Raw genomic sequence first — 22,364 nt, forward strand, 5'->3', positions numbered from 1 at the left:
ACATCATGCCGCCCATTCTACCCATACTGCCCATCACACGCCGCGTTTGTTGCCCCATACCAGCGTATGAAGCTGTGGAAGCACACGAACATTGTTCAGGTCATCGGAGGCACTGACTTGGTCGATCAGCCACTCATAACGAGCAAGTAGCGAGGACGCCAGATCTGGCGTATCGGCGGAAGTCACATCCGGGTTCCCGGTTTGTAAAAATAAATCCGTGCCCGGATACCGTGCATGCACACGGCGGGCATAGTCCAGGTCTGTCTCATCGAAGATCACGATCTTCAGACTATGACTTCGTTCTACCGGGCCAGCGGCTAGCCGTTCGATCAGATCATCCAGCACGGCCCAATCGGTGTCCATGCCGGAGCTCGGTGGCTTGGGCGAGACGGTAACTTCGTCAATGTCCACCAGCCATGGCTGCCAGCGGGAGCCCTGCGTCTCCACCGCGGTGCGGATGCCGTTCTCCCGCAGCAATGCAACCAATCCGCCCAGCGAAGCGAGCAGGGCGGGATTACCGCCGGAGATGGTGACATGGGAGAAACGCGTGCCGCCAACGCGGCGCAATTCTTCCCATACATCCTCCGGCGTAATCATGCGAATCTGGTCCTTACCGCTGCCGTCCCAGGTAAAGGCCGAGTCGCACCAGGAGCAGCGATAATCGCAGCCCGCGGTGCGAACAAACATCGTTTTTTGCCCGATCACCATGCCTTCGCCTTGAACTGTCGGTCCAAAAATCTCCATCACGGGAATACGAGTCTCTTTGCGAGTTCCCGTCTCATTCACCTGCTGTGTCACACTACTCATCAATCATCCACTCCCGTCTCGCTTCCGCGTAACTGGTTGGTGTCTCGAAGAGTCGGACAAACTCCGTCCGTCCACCGTCTGTCAGCCCGGCATAGGGCTCCGTTTGTAACGCATGTTCCATCTGTTCGAACAGCCACACGACCATATTTTCAGCCGTTGTATTCATTAAAGGAAGTGTCTCGTTGAGGTACTGATGATCCAGATATCCCTCAATCTGAGTTTTCCATATATCCTTGATATGTCCAAAATCAACCGTCAGCCCGGTTTCACCCGGATAACCGCTGATGCCAAAAATAACTTTATACGTATGACCGTGCAAGTTCTTGCACTTGCCTTCATAACAATGGAGATGATGTGCCGCGTCAAAGGTGAATTCTTTGCTTACAAGCACGCGTTTGCGGTGGTAGCGTAGCTGGGTAGGTAGAATATCTTCTCCGATGCGTTGCAGATGTTCAACAATGCGAAACGTTCCCGGTTCTCTCATCGCACATCCACTCCCGCAGATTCAGCAGCAGAACGCTGCTGTACATAGCGATCCAGTCCGGCTTTGCGCAGTTTGCAGGCAGGGCATTCTCCACATCCGTTGCCGATCACGCCGTTATAGCAGGTTAGGGTACGCTCGCGTACATAATCAAAGGCGCCGAGATCATCCGCCATCTTCCACGTTTGGGCTTTGTCCAGCCACATGAGCGGCGTGTGAATGACAAATGGATAGTCCATCGACAGGTTAAGCGTCACATTCATTGATTTCACAAATGAATCCCGGCAATCCGGGTATCCGCTGAAATCCGTCTCGCATACACCTGTAACCAGGTGACGTGCTCCTTTTTGCTTTGCCATAATGGCTGCAAAACTGAGGAATAGCAGATTCCGACCATCCACAAAGGTACTCGGCAGTTCGCCTTCTTCATGCGTAATCTCCACATCCGTGCGAGTGAGCGCATTGGGTGCGAGCTGGTTTAACAGACTCATATCCAGTACCGTTTGCTGTACGCCCAGATCACGTGCGATCTCTGTTGCACATTCAATCTCCAACTTGTGGCGCTGACCATAATCAAACGTAACGACCTCGACTTCGGCAAACTGTTGTTTCGCCCAGAACAGACACGTGGTACTATCCTGACCGCCGCTGAATACAACGACTGCTTTTTCTTCGTTCAACATAAAAAAACCTCTCCATCTTCTTGAGATCAAACCATGCACATAGGCATAGAGTGTCGGAAGAACAGAGAAGTTCATGAACTGGCATCCATCAAAAAACACACCTTCTCGATAACCGCTTCAAAAAAAGCAGGCATGAGTAAGTGTCCTTAGTTTTTTACGTACATTCCGTTAAACAACGTGTACGCAAGACTTATACTAACCATCACATGGTCAAGTCTTATAGAGGGAGTTCGCGAACCTCTCCCATGCCGTAGGCATGGATTTTCTTCTTCAATTGTCTGAACCATTATAACATGAAACCGCGTGGTGACCACCCCATTGGAGCATAGTGGCAGCTAATCGGTCGGCTCCATCAACTAACAGCTTATTTGATCAGTACATTACCGAAAGGAATAACTTCTTTCAGGATTCGTTTGAACAGCCCCTCATCGTTGAGATCCTGTTCCAAGCGGTGATTTTCACGCCCAGCCTGAAAGAGTACCGATCCATGTCCTGTCATCTTCCAATGATAGTTCATATGCTGACTGGCAAGATTGTTACCATATACCGTGAGTTCCAGATGTGCATTTTCGGGATAGGCAATAATACTTCCAGCATCCACATAGAGCGGGGCAGTCGGATGCAGTTCCTGTTGGCAAACCTGACCTTGGGTGAGCAATCCGATCTTGCCTTTGCCGGAAAATTTCATTTTCACTGCGTCACGGGTGATCAGCATGTTTTTGATTTTCTGAATTTTGGTATGCATGGTTACACCATCCGAGTAGAAGAACAGGTGGCGGAAGTCATAGAGCAGATCACTGTCCTCCGTGAGCTCTACTTCCTTCATCGTGAATCCGGGAGGCAGGGCAGCCACAAATTGGCATGGTCCGGTAATTTCGGATTTAATCAGCTTTTTTTTGCGATATATGCCCGTGATATTCATGAATTTATCATTGCGACTACCACTTGGACCGCGGAAGGCCACAATTTGCTGCGGATGCAAAATATGAAGTCGGTCATCTTTAATCAACGAGAATGTGACGACTTGTCCAGCTCCGCCTGCTTCAGCATTGTTCAGGTGTATGTTCATGCAGTTGCTCCTGTTCTTTTATACTCGGCCCGAACGGCGACGCATTCCCCAGCGCATCACACGAATCAGAATAAAGTAACCTAATATGAGAGAAACGACAGTGATGATCATCGTCTGAATTCGTTTGGTGGTAGCTGCTTTGGCATTCTGGTCATCCTGCAACTTGCTTACCATCTCAGTAAGTTTTTGGTTCTGAGCCAGCAACTGTTCGTTCTGGGTCTTGAATGCTTCGACATTAGCCTGGGCTTGTCCCAACTGGGCGGACGTTTGATTTAGTTGCTCCATCGTTTGCTTATAGCTTTCCTGCAGAGCGTTCACTTCTCCGGGCAGTTCGGAGACTCGCTCCCATCCGCTGTATATATCAGTAAATATATTGGCACTGGCTGCACTTACTGTGGAAGCGATTGAAACGGAAAATAGAATACATGTGGTGAATAACACCCGAATGAAATAACCCTGAATGGATTTTGGCATCGTTAACACCTCTTTCTTCGGTAGATAATATAGATCGCCGAATTCGTCGTCTATTGATGAAATGCGCTCTTACATTATACGTCAAAACCGGGACGATGGGTTCAAGATGATATCGTTTTATTACCCGAAATATTTAAAATTATTTATGAACAGAGCTGTTTAGCTTATAAATCTATGGGGTAATAGAACGATAGGCAAGCACACCGGACCGTTCTAACAGATATTTTACTTCAGTTCCGGGTGCATGCTATTCACAAATACGCAATTTAATGAACGATACCAATATATCCGATTGAATATAAGATCGTGAACATGAAGGAGTAGAAAAATATGTATACAGCAGATCAGAACACATCAACCAAAACCATTATGATCACTGTTAACGGAGAGCCAGTAGGACGTAAGCTGGTTATTGACAGTGTCACCTATGCTCCGGTTACCAAAGCAGACGGCGCACAATATTTACACAAAATGGGAATCAATCATCCTACGGTTTAATTTGGGACTTGTCATAGAGAAGTCATTGAAAAGCTTGGCATAGCGCCAGGCTTTTTCGTCGTTTATTGTCGTATTGAGACGGATTTAGGGATATAAAACTAATATATTGGAAAAATTTAATGAGAACATGTGTTCCGTGACAATATAGTGTCCATTCACCCTGATAACTTAGAAGATAATACATATAAATCGGGGGAGAGACTACCAGTGAACTCAGTCTTTGAAGTATCTTATTCGTGGAATAAAGAGGCCATACCGACAGGGGGAGCCGACCCCGTATATATGATGGTAGAGTGGCGTAACGGTGCCCCTGCCAAAAGACTTAGGAAAATAGCACCCAAAATTGTATCAAGAGATTTGGAACTTTTGCTCAAACCGGAATTTGGCGTACAGCTAAAAGGCATCTATGGATGTCGTTCCAAAGAAACGGATATTGGCTGGTTACTTAGGCTTGGGGATATGTACAAGGGGGAAAGCAAACAAATTTTGCTTGAATTCGTCATGGGACCTCGTGTATCAGGAAAAGCTGCCGTATGTTCAGCCTATTGGAGCACAAGAAAGTTGAAGCAAAGTCAACGCGTATTGTTACGAAGAGAACAGTTGTATATCCAGTACACCAGTCATCTGGGCATGTTGCGACAGCCGGAAGATCCCAAGGTGGAGAAGACGATCAAATTAAGTGAAACGGTGCCCTTGATCAAACAAGCCTTACGCGCCTATGAAAGAGGCCGGGTTCAAGAGGGTAGTAATATGTTGCGTCGTCATGCAGATGCGCTGTTAATTGAAGCTGCACGGAAGCAGGATTTGGACTATTACACGGAAGCGGAGATCATTGAACAGCTGCGTTATCACTACGGGATCACGTTTACAACCGGATATCATGACCGTGAAAAAAAGATATTAGGCGAATAGGGTTGATTTCAGATGGTAACGGTATAGAGAGAACGAGTCTACATATATTTTGAAGGTGAAGTTTAGGAGAAGGTCGAATGTATGTATCAATATCATATTAAACAATGGATGGAGTTGTATCAAATTTATTGAAACAACATCGTGGAGGGTCCGGCAAAATGACAGACCGACTAATCCGATTAATGCGCATTATAACGCTGGTGCAGGCCAAGCCAGGTATTCTGGCACGTGAGCTTGCCCAGCGATGCGAGACGACGGAAAGGACGATATACCGCGACATGGAGGCCCTCAGTGCAATGCATATCCCGATCGCCAATATGGGACACGGGCAAGGGTACATGTTTATCAGCCAATTTGCCATGTATCCATTAAATTGGTCTGATGAAGAAGCCCAAGCGTTCATGCATCTTGCTGAAGTTATGGAGAATATTCGTCCTTTGCTGAAACCTGCTTTTGAGAGCGCTTATGAGAAAGTGGTTGCTTCGAGTCAGAAAAACAAAACAGAACGAGTGGAATGGTCGGAGCAAATTAGTGGATTGTTCAAAGCGGGGTTGCCCGCATGGCAAAATGAGAGCAACGATCTACAGAATCAATCCCTGATTACCCTGCTTCAGGCTGGCATTTCACAGAACACCATTGAAGGGGAGTATCTGTCTCAAGGTAAAAAAGGGATCGTACGCATAGATCCTTACTGTCTTATCCCTCGTGAATACAGATTTGAGCTGTTAGCGTATTGTCACCTGTCGGAGAAACTTCGAATATTTCAGGTGAGCCGGCTGCAAAAGATACGAATATTGCCACGAACGTTCCGCAAAGAGGATTATCTGATCCAATCGCACTTCCGCATTCCTTGGGCATATGAGGGAAGTACGGAGTGGACTGCGTTCAAAATTCGATTTGCACCCCATGCTGTGGAGCGTGTGATGCAGGAGCAATTTTTTATACGCCCCATCTTAACCATTGAACCGGAAGGTAGCCTGTTATTTGAAGCCATATTAAGTGATGTTGAGGAATTTCTCGTATGGATTTCTAAATATGGACCTGATGCGGAAATCCTTGAACCCGAGATCTGCCGCATCAAGATGAAAGAACGCCTGAACAGCTGGCAACAAATGTACAATAGAAGTTGAGATTTGCATGCAATCTGAAGCAAGAACAAAGATGCCAAAACACCAATCAATTTCGTGCTGTGGACGGCTACTCTTTGGTTTTGAAAAGGCTTGCCAGATTGCCAAAAGGTGATTCTTTCTCTTCATCTTCTGTGGAGCTGGAATAGACGACCTTGGATGCAATGCCCTCATCATCCGCTGCGCAGTTGTTTTCCAGTGTGAAGCGGTCAAATTGATGCATGAACACCTTGGCTGTGTTGATGGCATCATCCAAAGCCCGGTGCTGGGTACCGTCGAATTCGATGCCACAGATTTCAAGAGCCTGCGCGAGTCCGAGTTGACGGAACTTGCCTTCTTTGCGAACAGTGCGGGACCATTGCTGCTGGAGATCGTTATGATTGGTGATCCAGGCCACATCGAGTTGGTGGGTACGACAATGAGAGATCAGTTTGCTGCGGTCGTCGGGTCCCCAGGAACACATGTAATAGGGTTCGCTTCCCATCCAGGCGATGAATTGATTCAATGCTGCCGGAAAAAGAGGGGCTGCATCAATATCTTTCTGCGTGATGCCTGTGAACTGAATCGTGTCAGTGGACAGAACGGACTTGTTGGAAGGACGAACATACGTATGGAATGTATCTGTAACGGTCAATCCATCCGCAGTTTCCGTAACTTTGACGGCGCCGATATCGATAATTTCAGAGGAATAGCGAGTATTCCGGCTTACTGTGAATTCAAGATCATATATAATATATGGCATAGGACAAGCTCCTTTATCGATTAATACCAAGGGTATATTTCTATTTCTCTATATTACAGGGAACGCGCTGTCATGTCAGCCATCGATACGGAATTCATTGTACTTTATGTTAACGCGGTATGGTTGACAAGTTCTTGTAAATGAACTAATGTGATCAAAAATGATAACAGCGTTATAACGAGGACATGATTTCGTTGGTCAGCTTCAACAGAGAGGGAACAGTGTGGTGCAAGGTTCCTGTTGCTGCTTCGTAATTCCTACCTCGCGAGCTGCGGAAGAGAATGCCCATCCAGGGTTGCAACCTCCGCCGGCAGGGCCCGTTATGCCCCGAAGGACTGCATGCTACAGATCGCACAGGTTGCGAACGGAATAAGTTGCAGTTAAACAAGGGTGGTACCACGACACATTCGTCCCTTGACGGATGTGTCTTTTTGCTGTTAATAACTCAAGATCATAAATATGAGGAAGAGTAGGAGTGTGTTCAGATGCGTCAAAGTGAAATGCTTGTTCCAACATTACGTGAAGCGCCAGCGGAGGCAGATGCGGCGGGACATCGCTGGTTACTGCGTTCCGGCATGATTCGCCAACTGGCAGCAGGGATCTACAGTTACCTGCCCCTTGGACGTCGTATATTATTAAACGTTGAACGGATCGTTCGTGAAGAGATGGATCGTGCCGGATGTCAGGAAGTCTTGCTTCCAATTATGCAGCCTGCCGAGCTATGGGAAGAATCCGGAAGGTACACACAATATGGTCCTGAATTGATGCGTCTGAAGGATCGGCATGCACGAGAATTTACCCTTGGACCAACGCATGAGGAAGTCGTAACTGCGTTAGCGCGGGACGAGGTGAGCTCATACCGTAAACTGCCATTCACCTTGTACCAGATCGGAACCAAGTTCCGGGATGAGCGCCGTCCTCGATTTGGATTGCTGCGTGGACGTGAGTTCATCATGAAGGATGCGTATTCTTTTGCTTCGGACTGGGAAGAGCTTGATCGTACTTATCAGGCCATGAATACAGCGTATAGTCGTATTCTGGAGCGTTGTGGTCTGGACTACATCCGTGTTGAGGCAGACGCGGGAACGATTGGTGGTCAAGGAGAAACGCACGAGTTCATGGCTCTTGCTGATGTGGGTGAGGACACGATTGTAACCTGCAAACATTGTGGATATGCTGCAAATCTGGAGAAAGCTGATTATCAGACTTCCGTAGATATTGGTAAAAAAGAAGGAAGATCGGAAGTTGAGGCTGTTTCTACGAATGCAGACTCTGCGTTTCAAACGGATGAGCGGGCAGGCGTGGAAAGTGTAGTACGAATTTCGACACCTGGTGTTCGTACGATTGCAGAGTTAAGTTCCTTTGTGGGCGAAAGTGCTGAACATATGATCAAAACGTTGCTTTATGTGGCGGATGGTGAGCTCGTTGCTGCCCTTGTACGTGGAGACCATGAACTGAATGACATCGCATTGAAGCAGGTGTTGGGTGCAGAAGAACTGATTCTAGCAGACGATGCAGCCATTGCTGCACATCCGAGCCTGAAGGTAGGTTTTCTGGGTCCGATTGGACTAAATCTGCCGATGGTGGTGGACGCTGACGTTGCAGTGATGAAGAGCGCAATTACAGGAGCCAATGAAGTGGATGTGCATGTTTCCGGCGTACGTCCAGGTATTGATTTTACATTGGAGCGAGTAGAGCGCATTCGTTTTGCTGCCGAAGGGGATGCTTGTCCAACGTGTGCATCGCCACTTGTGTTTACCAAAGGCATCGAGGTTGGTCATATTTTCAAATTGGGGACGAAATACAGTGATGCCATGGGAGCGTCCTTCCTGGATCGCAATGGCCGCCAGTGTGCGCCAGTCATGGGATGTTACGGAATTGGTGTATCCCGCCTGATGGCTGCGATAGCTGAACAATATGCAGGAGATGAAGGCATAAGATGGCCTGCTGCTGTGGCGCCATATGATGTGCATCTGATAGCAGTGAGCTGGAAGGATGAGCAGCAACGTCAGCTCACCCTTGAACTGGAACAACAATTGGTCAATGGCGGTTACACTGTACTGGTCGATGACCGGGATGAACGTCCAGGTGTGAAATTCAAGGATGCCGAGCTGATCGGATTGCCTGTGCAGATCGTGATTGGCAGAGGTGCAGCTGAAGGACAGGTTGAATTGGGATCACATGCGCTTGCAGCATCAGGTGAATTGAAACGAATCGGGTTGACGGCACAGGAGGCTGTGCTTTATGTGAAGGAACAAGTACGTTCGTAAATTCTAGAAAATAGTTGATGTGTACCTCCAGATTTTCAGATATGTGTACAGATATTGTGTATGTTCATATAATAGGTCTGGATATTATGACGAATCTGTTTATGCATACCAGAAGCTGAATGAATGCGTGAAATTGAGGGCTACAGACATATGAAAGTTCAGAATCCTGGAAGAGTATCGGACGAAATAACTATACCCGGATGACACGAATTTGGCCTATCGAACATTTTATAATTAAGAGATCACGGAACCCTGAATTTCATGGAGATTGATGTGCAAATATGCAACGAATGAATGAACAGAAGTGCACCAATGAATACAACATAACCGCATGATCTCAGCTTTTGTGGTAATATCTTCTATAGTTCAGTGTCGATGATAAAGGAAGCGGAAGGGCGATAAAAGCTCCTCTTGGATATATTTTTCAGCCATTACAATGGACTTAATTAGAAGGTAGAATGCAATCGATGAAGATCAAGTGTAATAAGAAAGGGTGTCTCCTAAACCAGTAATCTGGCCTAGAAGACACCCTTTTGTTATAACAAAATAGTTCCGTTATATTGTTGCACTATACAAGCAGTCATGCGTATATGCACTTTGCTGAACTTAAGAAGCTGCAGGCAATTTCAATTGTTGACCTGGATAAATCCAGTGTGGATTTTTGATATTGTTCAGCTTTTGCAATGCTTGCCAAGTTGTGCCGTATTGTTTGGAGATGGAATACAAGGAATCTCCGGATTTCACCACATGCAGTTTGGCTGGAACTGGTTTGCTTGGTGTTGGTTTAACCGGTTTTTCCGGTTTTGGTGTTTCTGGTTTTGGCGTAGTTGGAGCTGGTGTTTCGGTTGCCGGAGTTTCTGGCTCTACTGCAGGTTTCTTCGCTTCACTGATCCGACCATCTGTTTTGATGTCTACAGCGCCAAGCTTCTGCATGTAGTTGATCAATGCTTCGTCCAGCGCGCCATACATACCTGTAGTTGGGTATTTGGCGAACATGGTGTATTCGTCACCACCAACAGCTGTGAAATCATTCGTTGCTAGTGTGTACGTTGCTTCCGGATCAAGGGCTTTATCGCCAACGGTTACGGAATGTACACGGCTGCCTTTTTCTGCGGAAGCGTCAATTTTGAACTTGATTCCGGATACTTGCGGGAATCCACCGCTTGGTTCCGGGTAAGAACCTACACCGTTCTCAAGGGCTGCCAATACATCGGAGCCTTTTACTTCAAGCGTTACCACTTGATTACCAAAAGGAAGCACTGTGATGATAGCACCTTTGGTTACGATGCCTTTTTCGATGGAAGCACGGATACCACCACCGTTAGTCAGTGCGATATCAGCGTTGCTGACATCACGGATGGCATCTGCAAGCAGGTCACCCAAATTGGTTTCTCCTGCACGTACCTGTTCACGCTTACCATCCAGCAGAATAGCTGTATTGGCTACTTCTTCTTTCAAAATTGGCTCTTGTTCTTTTTGAATGGAGTTCACGAGAGTCGCGACTTTCTCATTCGGTTTGATGTCTTTTGCTTCAGTTTCATCAATCAATGTTGCTTGTTTCTTCGTTACTTTACCACCGTCTACCCACAGATCAATGACACCTACGTAGTTAGTGTATTCTCCTGCACTTGCGATCAATGTTCCGTTATCGGATACAAGGCCATCTTGCAGTACTGTGTGACTGTGACCATCGATGAATACGTCGATGCCAGGAACTTCTTTAACAACTTTGAAACTAGTATCGGTGCTGGACGCATCTTGTCCAAGGTGTCCCAATACAACAACAACATCTACTTTGCTGCGGATTTCGTTTACCAGAACTTTAGCTTCCGCAGATGGATCTGTAATATCCAAACCTTCTACGTTTTTCGGATTTGTTTTGTACAACGTTTCTGGTGTAGTCAAGGCGATGATACCAATCTTCACGCCATCAACTTCTTTAATGAGATAAGGATCGAAGAGACGTGTTCCGTCTTTTTTCTTCACGTTGGCACTCAGCATGGGGAAGTTCATCATGTCTGCCAGTTCGATCAGGCGATCCGAACCATAGTTGAATTCGTGGTTACCCGGTACGATCGCTTGGTATCCCATTTCATTCATGACTTTCACGATGCTCTCACCATTCACGAGAGTGGCAAATGTTGTACCATGCACAGCATCTCCAGCATCGAGCAAGAGCGTGTTCGGGTTTTCGCTACGATATTTATCAGCGATTCCAGCTACTTTAGCAAAACCCATAGCAGGTGAAGATTCAACTGCACGGGCATGCGTATCATTCGTATGTAGAATGGTAATGTGTTTGCCTGTGCCCGGAGTGGTGTCCGTTGCAGCCGCGGCAATACCTACACTGCCAAACAGCAAACAGACCGTTAGCAGAAGTGAAACGTAATTCTTCCAGATTTTCATATGAATCCGAAACCTCCCAAAATAATAATCTACTTGAGCGTTTACACAGCTCAAATAGTATTTTAACAGACTATTATGTGGAAATCTCGCGATTTACGTAAAAATAAGTAACCTGAAAGTGACATGTGATTCTGCTAATGAAAAATAGAGAAAAAATAATCCTGATAAAGAACATATGTTCTTAAATGGTGTAAAAAAAATGCTGCGCTTCACGCGGCAGTCCGGTACGTAAACAGAATTTTTCGAGAGATTCATCCGGTTCAGGCATCACTCCGGACGTTAACAACTGAATGGCAAAACGATTGGCCTGTCTTTCCAGTTTGCCTGGTGCAAAATAGGAATGCTCCTCCAGAAAGAAACGATTGATCCCTTTATGAAGCCGGTCATGGCCAAGCTCATGGGCGCACACGAACCGCTGCCATTCCGGCGGCAAATCATTGTGTATGACGATAAACCTGCGCCGGAGCTTGCGAAAGTACAGTCCTTTGGTGGATTTCCCCAAATTGGTGAAACGAATCTGTATTCCAACCGCGCGGGCAATGCTGAACGGGCAGTTGGTCCGGTGTTTTCGAATCAGCTTTGTTACGATGTCATCCATATGATCTCACCTGCTGCCTCATTAAATTCAGTTCGTCATGCTTCATGGGCGATTGTCCGATTCGTCTGTCTTTTTGCGTTTATTCATCTGTTTGGCTTCCCAGAACAGACCTGTCAGCACATCCTTGATGCGTTTCTTGTCCTCTTCATCGAGTGGAATGCCGTCAAACATCAGATCATCATCGTCTTCCAGCATCTTTTTAAAATCACGACGGTCTTTGTATGTAGCCCATTCCGGTACGTCCTGAAGTTCAGTGGAACTCCCTGGTTCAATATAGCCGGCCTGTTTCATCATCTCTGTATAGGGAACCGAGAGTGCATCTGCAATCTTGCGAATGGTTGCCGGTTTGGGCACACCCCGTACCCCGTTCTCAATGCGTGAAATCTGTGAGTTGCTTATTCCGGCTGCTTCGGCGAGCTGATTGATGCTGTATCCATGTTGCTCGCGCAGTTGTTTCATATAAGGACCAAAAGCGTGCTCCACAATTTATGCCAACTCCTTCGATTCGTACAAGTGCTTGAATTATAAAGAAGACAGTTGGATGGGGGAGGTAGATGTGCGTTCTATGCCCGTTTCGGATTCGGATCGTTCTTTTGATCGCTGTTATCCCCAGATTTCCTATTTCCCTCTCTAAAGGGAGAAATCCGGGGATAAAGGCGAACGCTTCGCTTCTTCAGAATCGATTCCGTCTCCTTCACTGCGTATGCGCGTGATACACACCTAAGTCTCTTCCCAAAAAATCTCGGTGGCTTCTTTATAAAAATCAAATGACTTATACGGAAGTTCATTAATTAAACAGTACTATAACGTATATATACCATTAGGTAAAGAGATATGAAACAATTATGCCAAAAGGCATAGGAAATGAGAGCGAAGGTTTTATTTTATCGTTAAAACGAACCAAAATGGAGGTTTACTCCGATCTCCAGAAAGTGGTATCCTCAAATAGAAATACGAACAATATACGAACAAAATGTAACAATGACACAGGTTAGAGTTTGGGGAATTAACCTATGAACAATGGAATTCCCCGGATTATAGCGGTTTGGAGTGATTCCAAAAGGCAACAGGGGAAATATGAAGAAATGTCGTTACTTTTTTAGAAAACTGGACAACTCTATGATTAAGAGTATTTTGCTATCGTGCAAAGAACGATGGCAAAACAATATGATGTGAACGATATAGTTACACGAAAACGTAGAGGACAGAAATAACCTGAAGAAGCGGAGCTAAAAGCTTTCTGAAAGAAAGCTGCATCGGAAGCATATGCTTCGCCTTTATCCCCAGATTTTCACACTTGTAAAAGTGAATCAAATAAATCGGGGGATAACAGTAATCGGAAGGCTGCTCTGTCATCGGAGTGATCATGCGAAACTATTAGAAATTTATCCTATAAAGAATACTAAAGGAGGAGAATGAATATGGAATTGATGCTGCCCGAATTGGACCGACGTAAAACGCAAACAGCTGTTGAGGCTGCGCTGGAAAAATACCGCATTTATAAGACCATTGCATTTGAAGAACGAGAGGTCATGGTGACGGCAAGTTATGCCGAGCGTTTCCACGGTGCAACCAATGTGACGGGGGATTCCACGGCCAGAACGGCGATCTTCAATGTGGACGTGCAGCGCGCGCGTCAGGCATACTGCGATACGATTGATTTTGTGGTGTCCCGGCTGAGTGAGAAGGAACGTGTACTCGTCTGTGAACGATATCTGAAAGACGATGATGTGTTTGACTATAAAGTGTATAACCATGTGTTTGATCCGCCTGTCAGCAAGGATACGTATACGAAGATTCGTACACGTGCTTTCTACAAAATGGCGTTGGCTCTGTCGGACCGCGGTCTGATTAATATGGAGCCTTTGTCCGTGTCCCGTAAAGAACGGCAGAAGCTGGGCTAAGCGAACCGAGTAAGAAGTTGATCCTTTAATATCCAAGGTGGATTGGTTACAATAGTTGAACAAACCACAGTTGGCATCAGTCAAAGGAGAGAAGTCTGCCATGTCGGAAGAGCTCGGAATGCAGGAAATGGTCACGCTGAAGACAATCGCGGAAACGCTCAATACGTCCAATGATCTGAGCTTAATGCTGGATACGGTGGTGAGCAAATTGCTGGAGTTGACCGGATTAACTGCCGGCTGGGTGTTCCTCATTAATGAACGCGGAGACTATACCTGTGTTTCAGATTACAATCTGCCCCCGGCATTACTGCGTGAAGATAAAGAACCCATGCGAACGGGTACCTGCTGGTGTGTGAACCGCTTCAAGGATGGTCGATTGAATCATGCGGTCAACATCATTAACTGCAAGCGGCTGGAAAATGCCGTGGAATTCAAATGGGGAGAAACCCATAATATTACCCATCATGCGACCGTTCCGTTAAGATCAGGTGATAAGATGCTGGGCCTGCTCAACGTGGCTGCGCCAGCTAAGGAGCATTTCATCGACAGTGAACTGGCACTGTTACAGGGCGTGGCGTACCAGATTGGTAGCGCGATGGAGCGGATGAGATTATATCGTGCGGAGCAGCGACGAGCTGATCTGTATGCCAAGCTGGGGGAGTTCAGTACGGATTTGGGTCTCGCAGTGAACGAATGTAGCAGTTCTGACGCATTGTCTGTAAAAGTTGTGAAGCTGCTTGGGCAGCATTATGACTGGCCTTTGATCGCAATGATTCAACAGAAAAACGATGTATATACGGTACAGGCAGCCTATACAGGTGGCATCGTTCAAACGTTATCAAGTGCGTCATTATCTTTGGAAGCAGCAAACCACATGAACCGTGTGATCAATAGTCACAGAGCTGTGTCCCTGTCTGCGATAGAAATGAATGAGATTTTCACGAGGGGCGAGCCTGACAAAACGATGGATTCCCTTGTCTCGGGGATTGCTGCTCCCCTTCCCTACCATACACCAGGTGAAACGAGAATTCTAATGATTGGACTTGGAACATCGGGTCCCACACGGGCGGACTTTGAAGTGCTGGAGGCATTGGCCGAGCATATTACGGCCTCATGGGAGAGTCTGAAGCTGGCCGAGAATCGCCGTGAACTGGCACGGCTGGAAGAGAGAAACCGGTTGGCTCGAGATCTGCATGATTCGGTCAATCAGATTCTGTTCTCCCTATCGTTAACGGCTAAAGGTGTGGAAAGTATGTTATCCGGCTCCGAACAGTTGCACCCGGCAGTGGAAGCGATGAAGGATATTCGGTCTTTGTCTCAGGAGGCGCTTAAGGAAATGCGTGCATTAATTATGCAGCTTCGCCCCGCGGGACTGGAAGCAGGACTGCTTCATGCGCTACAGGAATATGGCACCAGCCAGGGTCTACAAGTGGTGGTGGATCGGACGGGAATGCGGTCTCTATCACGTAATATAGAAGAAGCATTGTGGCGAATCGGGCAGGAAGCACTGAATAATGTACGGAAACACGCTGGTGTTCGTTCTGCTGAGGCCACCCTCAAGCTAAGTGATCATGAAGCGATGCTCACCGTCACAGACAAGGGAAAAGGCGGAGCGAACAAGCCAAAATCGTCGTCTGGAAGTTCACTTGGTCTGTCCATTATGAAGGAACGGGCTGAATCACTTGGGGGCAGGTTAGAAATAGTTAGTTCTTCCCGTAAGGGAACGACAGTAACGGCAGTCATTCCACTTCCGTTCGAAGCTGTATAAAGTCAGGGGGAAGAAGAGATGCCGATTACAATATTGCTCGCAGATGATCATGCGATGGTGAGACGAGGGCTACATGTTTTTTTGACCACGCAACAAGATATGAAGGTTGTTGGAGAAGCATCGAACGGGCAGGAAGCATTGGAGCAGGCGGAAGCATTAAAACCCGACGTGGTATTAATGGATCTGCATATGCCGGTTATGGACGGAATTGAAACAGCCAGACGGTTGCGTACGTTAATGCCAGAAACACGAATCATTGTGCTCACATCGTTTTCCGATCAGGATCATGTCGTTCCTGCTGTTCGCGCAGGGGTGAAAGGATATCTGCTCAAGGATATAGAACCAGAGGATTTGGCCGTAGCCATTCGTAATGTGCATGCAGGTCAGGTAGAATTACATCCTGCCGCAGCAGGTCAATTGATGCATGTGATGGCTTCATCCGATTGGTCTATAAATGAACAACAACCACAGCATATACCGACAGATCGGTCAGCAGACAATCAACATCAGGAGCCAAAGCAGGCTGGAAAATCAAATGAAACATCCCTTGGTGGTCCAGATATGCTCACTCGCCGTGAACAAGAAGTCTTGGGGCTGATTGCGCAAGGGCTGAGCAACAAGGAAATTGCGGTTCAATTAGTCATCACAGAAAAAACGGTCAAAACCCATGTCAGTCATTTGCTGGACAAACTCGGGCTGGCGGATCGGACACAAGCGGCTCTTCATGCCGTAAGAAATGGCTGGGTCGTCTGACCAATTCCGACATATCTTCATACTTAAGTCGTATAAACTCAACCTAAAGGTTGAGTTTTTTGGTATTTCAAGTTAAGTCTATCTGCTGACGAATTGGCTGCGGAAGAAAGGTAAGATAAAGATAGCCAAAGATGGATCGGTTGAAGGAACGTTAAATTCAAAAACAATAAAAAAACCAAGGAGAGTGACATGGATGAATATCGTTATTTTGGCAGGTAGCAATCGGAACAATGCAACCAGTACACGTTTGGGAGAATACGCAGTGGAGATTATTCGGGCTCAGGGGCATCAGGCCAGCTTGTTTGATCTGTATCAGACGCCCCTTCCATTCTACGCGCCAGATGAGAAACAAGCGGATCATGAACATCTGGCAGACCTGAACACGCGTATGCTTGAGGCAGACGCCATCATCCTGTCTACGCCAGAGTATCATGGCAGTATTAGCGGTGTGCTCAAAAATGCACTGGATCACCTGAGCCAGGCTCATTTCAGTGGCAAGCCCGTCCTGTCCATCAGCTCCTCTGGTGGAGCGGTGGGGGTAAGTTCGCTTTTACAGCTGCAAGCGATTGTTCGCAATCTGCATGGCATCAATGCCCAGGAGTGGATTTCCATTGGTGGTGCGCAGCGCAGACGATTCGAAGCGACATTTGACGGATACGAGGAGTACGAAGGCAGTCAGGATATAGAGGACCGGGTGCAGCGGGTCATTGGATCATTTTTAAATCTGGCCGAGACGTTAACGAATGCGCGGAATTCATCCATGAGTTGAGAACGAAAAGGAAATTGGGAAAAGGAAAAGAGGTTGAACATCATGATTACAGGCATATTTGAAACACATTTGAACGTAACAGATCTGGAGAGATCCCATCATTTCTATGAAACGGTCCTGGGTTTACCCCATGCCTATGGGCAGAATGAACGCGGGAACTCCTTCTATTGGATCGGTGGAAAAGGCAATGCCATGCTGGGATTGTGGCAAAAGGAACCTTCCGAGGTACAGCGTCAGCACTTTGCTTTTCATGTATCTCTGGAGGATATGAAACATGCGGTGGCTCACTTGGAGAACAAAGGGATTAAGACACAGAACTTCCTGGATGATGATATTGGTGAACTGTACGTCTTCGGCTGGATGCCCGCGGTATCTGTATATTTTACCGATCCAGATGGTCATTCGCTTGAATTCATCGCCATGCTCCCGGATGAAGCAAAGCCTGAGCTAGGCATGGTGCCATGGAGTCAGTGGGAGGAGATGCAGGAGAAGATCGTATGATGATCGAAGAATTACAGTTATATACAGCACGGCTGGAGGACCTCAAGCACTTTTATCGTGATACGTTGGGAATGGAGGTGTTCAGTGTCACGGATCAGGCCTTCAACCTACAGGTTGGAAGGACAAAGATGATTTTCAAGCAGAGTGAAACAGATCGTGAGCCCTTCTACCATGTGGCATGGTTGCTTCCGACGAATCGGTTCAAGGAAGCGAAGCAGTGGGCTGCATCACGTGTTGTTTTAAGCAGGGAAGAAGATCGGGATGAGACGTACTCTGCTACTTGGAACTCTCATTCTCTCTATTTCGAAGATCCGGCAGGCAATATTATCGAGCTAATTGCTCATCATCGTATTCAGAACGAGAGTGACCATGACTTCTTGACTAAAGATATATTACAGGTGTGTGAAGTTGGCCTGGTGACGGATGATGTTCTGTCTACGGTGAATGAGCTTCAGCAGATGGGACTCACGCGCTGGGGTGAGGTTAGTGAAACCTTTGCCCCTGTAGGGGATGTGCATGGTCTGTTTATTGTGGTGAAGAAGGATCGGACGTGGTTTTTCTCTACGCAAAAAGCACAGATCTATCCGCTGGAAGTGTCCATTCGTGACGTGGGCAGGCTTCGAATCGGATAAAATTTGTATTGCAGAGCAAAACGGGCATATGTGGAGCCATTCCATCATGTTATAGAAGTAAACGCTTTATTTGTTAATTAGGATAGATAAGTTGAACTGAATTTACACGATAACGGAGAGGACAGAAAAAACCTGAAAAAGCGAAGGTAAAAGCTTTCTGAAAGAAAGCTACTTTGTAAGCATAATCTCACATTTATCGCCGGATGTTCCCTTAGGAAAGGGAATCGAAAAAAATTGGGGATAACAGAGATTGGAAGATAGTTCTGTCAGGCTTACAGATGATGAAGGGTGGTGGCAAGCTTGGATCGACGTTTGTTGGAAGAAGGACTAGCGATTATCGTTTCCAGTCGTGAGCGTACAGGAGATCTGTGGCATGCCCATTATGGGGCGGGTGCGATTGCGGCATATTTTTGGGTACGGGAAAATCGTCTCACTGCCCTTGCCGCCGGCAGTGTTACCGCCGAAGCAAAAGCCATGCTTCGCCAGCATGGAGTCAGCCCTGGTCAGACCTCTCCGATTGGTGAAATGATGCCCAGGGAAGATGCCGAAGCGCGTATTACGGACGCATTGGATCGAACGATTGGAGAGCTGCACTGGGTTGGACACCAGGCCATCTACGGGGCAATCAGTCTGAAAGCCATTCGCGAACTGGATGGATGGGGTACTGCCGAGGATATTGGTCGGCTGGTTGAACTGATCGATTCATTCGATCGAACTATCCCGGGAAGATCATGGATGAACACAACCGTGAAAGAAATTCGCAGTTTGAAGCCGGAGAAGAGCGATGGTTTCCCTGAGATTGAAGATCCAACGCAATTGTCACGTCTGATTCTGGAAGAGCTTGGTGCGTTCCAGACTATCTATCACGCGGAAGCGCATCATGACCTGATCGGCCATATGCTGACCTATGGACATGCGCTTAATATATTATATGAATTGGGTTATCCGGCATTATTCCACAAAGGCATTCCGCCTTTCCTTACGATGGTAAAGGCGCTACGCTTAAGCCGAGATGTGAACAGCGAACAGGAGATGCCGACACTGCAATCACCTGTAGACTTGCTGCCACTGGAGCGGGCGGAACGATCGGTGGCGCTCCCCCATGAATTGGAATACTGGCTCACCGACAGACGTTCTCGTGACTGGTACGGCGGTCATGTGTTCAAATTCCCGTTCAGCTTCTATCATCATGCCAAGAACGGGGAGCCCGTACCGGAAACGTGGGAAAACTTTCGTTATATCATTGCGTAGATGGAACCAAGAATATGAAAACAACAAGCACTTGCCAAAGCTGGCAGGTGCTTGTTTTATTGGAGCTTTTGGAGAATGTCTTCAAAGTTACTGAAAGTGAAAGCCGAAGCAGATCCGAACGTACCCGGAGCAGGTAAGTTCACAGCTTCATGAGTGTATGGTCGGAAGGGGTATGCTCTCGTTTGCGTGCGTGAGCAAGTGCTCAAGACGTTACCGCAAACGCGGATATTTTTCCTATGAAAAGCTCTGTTAGAGGCGGGGTTCGAAGTCGTTTTAACGGCTCTTGCTTGGAGCAGAACATGAAGCGAGAGCTAACGAATCTGAGACGTCTTATTCAAGGATTTGAAGCACTTCACAAATCTAAGAAACCTGAGACACGCTATATTAGAATAAAAAGCTGTTTTCGGCGTTTTTGTCAGGGCATTTTAGGAAATAGCGTGTCTGATGTTCCTTACAATTTAAAAAGAGGACCCAAAGGCCAAATAAGACGTTCTGTGTTCCTTAGAAAATCATCTACCTATTCGCCAGGATTAGCGGGTCTGAAATTCAAGAGGTTTGGACGCTGACATCCATCACCGTATAGCTTGCCTGAATTGAAAGACGCACTTTAGCTTTATACAGATTAAAACCGACAATTAACCGCCATAGAGACAACTACATTCATGCGTATTTCATCCCGATTACCATCAGCACGAGTGGGCAAAGGCGGTAAGATGGTATTATCGGATCAGCAGCAAAGAGGACACACCGACAGCTCATACGCTAAAGTACAGACCGGCCATCGAGCCGGTTTTTTAATTCGGTGATTGCCTCCTTGCCCTGATCGGGTATTAAAGACTAAATAGATAACAGGAGGCTACGTGATATGAAAACAGTATTGTATGTTCCACTGGATGATCGTCCAGCGAATCTGGATGATGTGATTGTGCAAGGGAAAGCAGCCGGTATCCATATCGTTACACCAAACCTGAGTGATCTTAAGAATCGTCTGGACTCGGAGAAAACCGTAAATGGCACTACGCTGCTCGGCACCTCCACGCCAGTGTATGGTAAACCATCCAACATTCATGACTTTATTCTGAAACATGCTGCCAAAGTCGACGGATTCATTATCTCATCCGATATGCTTGCCTATGGCGGTCTGATTGGCAGTCGTCAGCTCCGCGAAGATGGGGGAGGTACCTATCCGGAATACGATGAGGAAACCACTCGTTTACTGGATGTGATCCGGGTGATCAAGCAGAAATATCCGCGCAAACCCGTATTCGTAATGGATACCATTATGCGTCTGGCTACAACCTCGTTTGCAGATGGCTTGGCGCTTGATGCATATAATGAGTCCCGTGCATTGATGCAGCAGCCACGTCAGACGTACACCGAGTTTGAAGATATTATTCAAGGTTATAACCAATCCCCGGATGGGGTGGAGTATGGGACAACGACCTATTTTGATAAAGAACAATATTACAACACAAGACAGCATAAATTCAAAACGAATCTATACATTCTGGATCAGCTGACCCGCACAGGTTATATCGATTTCCTCGCGGTTGGCGTCGACGATGCCAACACGCAGGGTGTTCAGATCAATGAAATCAAATACGTGGAAGCACGGATCAATGAATGGCTCGGTGGAACCAATGGACAAAATCCAGATCGTGCTATCATCCTGCCGGATGCAGATGGTCTGGGGCACGCATTGGTCGCTCGCATGGCGAACCAGTTGTTCCGAGGCGGTGCGAAGATACGTTACGGAGTGAAATATTTTGGTCCTCACGGCAATACCATCATTAACACATATGAATACATGGATGTACACGAGAATGTGGTTCGTCATGTGGATATTGTGGGCGGTGTGCTTGTGGCAGATTCGGCATATTCTGAACCGGAGGTGGTGACGGAGGCGAGTGCTGGCTTGGAAAATGAACAGCTGGTGGCTGTATCAGCCGAGGGAGTTGTTCCGTTTGACATGGCCTCCGAACTGGATCGTATGACCAAGGGTCACTCGGGCAATTCCGGAGACAACACAGGCATCGACATCGAGATTATTGCGATTAGCGCTCTGGATCAGGTGCAGGCTGCGTTGGAGCAGTTGACGCTGAATAGTGAGCAAGGTCTGCCTTCGGTATTGATTGATTTTGTGGGTAAAGGACCAGCCAATGTTGATGTTGCTGAAGCGTTGCTAAACAGTCCGTATACCGGGCGGGTTCTGGGATACAGTGCCTGGAATACACCAGGTAACAAGATCGGTATTGCCGTAGGCATGGGACAGTCGAGGTACGCTTTGATCACAACAGAGAAGCATGAGCATAAGTTGCGAGATGCTATGAATGCGCATGGCTCGCTGTTGTTTAAGCGTTTCCTGAAGGATTATTACTACAAAGCGGTAGCGATTGCGGACATCCGTACGTATTCCCGAGCCCATGCGCTGTATACCAACGTGGCTACACTTTCGGATCAAAATATGTTGCTGTTCAACTCAGAGGAAGACTATGCCCATTTGCAAACATTGCTCCGTGATTTGATGCAGACTTATACCACGGCGCTTGCGAATAAAACAGCCTTCCAGACAGGCAATGTGGCGATCAAAGAGATCTGTGATGGTGAATTGTCTTACGCGACGTATGGCAGTGCGCTGCTGGAATATGCGAATCCAGATTTTATCTGGGGCCGAGCATTTGAGATTACGTTGAACCCGCAGGTAACGCTGAACTAAATT

21 protein-coding genes are annotated in these 22,364 nt (G+C 47.0%); 12 read left to right on the plus strand and 9 right to left on the minus strand.

Annotation, left to right across the window (positions count from 1 at the left end; all coding sequences use genetic code 11):
* Window positions 1-33 precede the first annotated feature (33 nt).
* The 5 genes from queE to OM416_RS17795 all read right to left on the minus strand — a co-directional run bounded on the left by queE (window position 34) and on the right by OM416_RS17795 (window position 3,514).
* Complete coding sequence (queE, locus tag OM416_RS17775) at window positions 34-807, minus strand: 7-carboxy-7-deazaguanine synthase QueE (protein WP_264931697.1); 774 nt, start codon at window positions 805-807, stop codon at window positions 34-36.
* Window positions 800-1,291: a 6-carboxytetrahydropterin synthase QueD gene (queD, locus tag OM416_RS17780; protein ID WP_036611465.1), complete on the minus strand. Its 492-nt coding sequence runs from the start codon at window positions 1,289-1,291 to the stop codon at window positions 800-802. Before queD ends, queE begins: the two co-directional genes overlap by 8 nt.
* Window positions 1,288-1,968 (minus strand): 7-cyano-7-deazaguanine synthase QueC, encoded by a 681-nt coding sequence (gene queC / locus OM416_RS17785; protein WP_264932084.1) that lies wholly within the window; start codon window positions 1,966-1,968, stop codon window positions 1,288-1,290. The genes queD and queC overlap by 4 nt, the downstream gene beginning before the upstream one ends.
* A 367-nt stretch (window positions 1,969-2,335) precedes the next feature.
* The gene (locus tag OM416_RS17790; protein ID WP_036668803.1) at window positions 2,336-3,040 is read right to left on the minus strand and encodes an AIM24 family protein; all 705 of its coding nucleotides are present in this window, start codon (window positions 3,038-3,040) and stop codon (window positions 2,336-2,338) included.
* Window positions 3,041-3,058: 18 nt separating this feature from the next.
* A complete protein-coding gene (locus OM416_RS17795; protein ID WP_264931698.1) occupies window positions 3,059-3,514 on the minus strand; it encodes a hypothetical protein in 456 nt (151 codons plus the stop codon).
* A 330-nt stretch (window positions 3,515-3,844) separates the two neighbouring features.
* Here OM416_RS17795 and OM416_RS17800 point away from each other — a divergent pair, with 330 nt between their 5' ends.
* The 3 genes from OM416_RS17800 (at window position 3,845) to OM416_RS17810 (ending at window position 6,054) form a co-directional block, all read left to right on the plus strand.
* Window positions 3,845-4,012, plus strand: a complete 168-nt coding sequence (locus tag OM416_RS17800; protein WP_264931700.1) for a hypothetical protein — start codon at window positions 3,845-3,847, stop codon at window positions 4,010-4,012.
* Window positions 4,013-4,219: 207 nt separating this feature from the next.
* On the plus strand, window positions 4,220-4,924 hold the full coding sequence (locus tag OM416_RS17805) for a hypothetical protein (protein WP_264931701.1): 705 nt from the start codon (window positions 4,220-4,222) through the stop codon (window positions 4,922-4,924).
* Window positions 4,925-5,082: 158 nt separating this feature from the next.
* Window positions 5,083-6,054: a helix-turn-helix transcriptional regulator gene (locus tag OM416_RS17810; protein ID WP_264931702.1), complete on the plus strand. Its 972-nt coding sequence runs from the start codon at window positions 5,083-5,085 to the stop codon at window positions 6,052-6,054.
* A 67-nt stretch (window positions 6,055-6,121) separates the two neighbouring features.
* Here the strand turns inward: OM416_RS17810 and OM416_RS17815 are convergent, their stop codons facing one another.
* A complete protein-coding gene (locus OM416_RS17815) occupies window positions 6,122-6,793 on the minus strand; it encodes a 3'-5' exonuclease (RefSeq protein WP_264931703.1) in 672 nt (223 codons plus the stop codon).
* A gap of 485 nt (window positions 6,794-7,278) precedes the next feature.
* Here OM416_RS17815 and OM416_RS17820 point away from each other — a divergent pair, with 485 nt between their 5' ends.
* On the plus strand, window positions 7,279-9,063 hold the full coding sequence (locus tag OM416_RS17820) for a proline--tRNA ligase (RefSeq protein ID WP_264931704.1): 1,785 nt from the start codon (window positions 7,279-7,281) through the stop codon (window positions 9,061-9,063).
* 606 nt (window positions 9,064-9,669) lie between these two features.
* Here the strand turns inward: OM416_RS17820 and OM416_RS17825 are convergent.
* From OM416_RS17825 to OM416_RS17835, 3 genes are all read right to left on the minus strand, one after another.
* Entirely contained in the window at window positions 9,670-11,469 is a 1,800-nt protein-coding gene (locus tag OM416_RS17825) for a 5'-nucleotidase C-terminal domain-containing protein (RefSeq protein WP_264931705.1), read from the minus strand.
* A 181-nt stretch (window positions 11,470-11,650) separates the two neighbouring features.
* Window positions 11,651-12,067, minus strand: a complete 417-nt coding sequence (locus OM416_RS17830) for an ImmA/IrrE family metallo-endopeptidase (protein ID WP_101314157.1) — start codon at window positions 12,065-12,067, stop codon at window positions 11,651-11,653.
* A gap of 42 nt (window positions 12,068-12,109) precedes the next feature.
* Complete coding sequence (locus OM416_RS17835) at window positions 12,110-12,553, minus strand: helix-turn-helix domain-containing protein (RefSeq protein ID WP_082762673.1); 444 nt, start codon at window positions 12,551-12,553, stop codon at window positions 12,110-12,112.
* Window positions 12,554-13,488: 935 nt separating this feature from the next.
* On the opposite strand from OM416_RS17835, the gene OM416_RS17840 reads away from it, so the two are divergent.
* From OM416_RS17840 to OM416_RS17875, 8 genes are all read left to right on the plus strand, one after another.
* Window positions 13,489-13,971, plus strand: a complete 483-nt coding sequence (locus OM416_RS17840; protein ID WP_264931706.1) for an ArpU family phage packaging/lysis transcriptional regulator — start codon at window positions 13,489-13,491, stop codon at window positions 13,969-13,971.
* A gap of 55 nt (window positions 13,972-14,026) precedes the next feature.
* Entirely contained in the window at window positions 14,027-15,739 is a 1,713-nt protein-coding gene (locus tag OM416_RS17845) for a GAF domain-containing sensor histidine kinase (RefSeq protein ID WP_264931707.1), read from the plus strand.
* Between the two features lie 18 nt (window positions 15,740-15,757).
* Window positions 15,758-16,492: a response regulator transcription factor gene (locus OM416_RS17850; RefSeq protein ID WP_319951918.1), complete on the plus strand. Its 735-nt coding sequence runs from the start codon at window positions 15,758-15,760 to the stop codon at window positions 16,490-16,492.
* 193 nt (window positions 16,493-16,685) lie between these two features.
* On the plus strand, window positions 16,686-17,261 hold the full coding sequence (locus tag OM416_RS17855) for an NADPH-dependent FMN reductase (RefSeq protein ID WP_062833004.1): 576 nt from the start codon (window positions 16,686-16,688) through the stop codon (window positions 17,259-17,261).
* Window positions 17,262-17,303: 42 nt separating this feature from the next.
* Window positions 17,304-17,762 carry a VOC family protein gene (locus tag OM416_RS17860; RefSeq protein WP_264931708.1) on the plus strand — a complete coding sequence of 153 codons (459 nt, stop codon included), beginning with the start codon at window positions 17,304-17,306 and terminating at the stop codon, window positions 17,760-17,762.
* On the plus strand, window positions 17,759-18,394 hold the full coding sequence (locus OM416_RS17865) for a VOC family protein (RefSeq protein WP_264931709.1): 636 nt from the start codon (window positions 17,759-17,761) through the stop codon (window positions 18,392-18,394). Before OM416_RS17860 ends, OM416_RS17865 begins: the two co-directional genes overlap by 4 nt.
* 291 nt (window positions 18,395-18,685) lie before the next feature.
* Window positions 18,686-19,645, plus strand: a complete 960-nt coding sequence (locus OM416_RS17870) for a hypothetical protein (RefSeq protein ID WP_413775803.1) — start codon at window positions 18,686-18,688, stop codon at window positions 19,643-19,645.
* Window positions 19,646-20,510: 865 nt separating this feature from the next.
* Window positions 20,511-22,361 carry a DUF4127 family protein gene (locus tag OM416_RS17875; protein WP_264931711.1) on the plus strand — a complete coding sequence of 617 codons (1,851 nt, stop codon included), beginning with the start codon at window positions 20,511-20,513 and terminating at the stop codon, window positions 22,359-22,361.
* Window positions 22,362-22,364 lie beyond the last annotated feature (3 nt).

The organism is Paenibacillus sp. LS1, from assembly GCF_026013365.1.
GTDB lineage: Bacteria > Bacillota > Bacilli > Paenibacillales > Paenibacillaceae > Paenibacillus.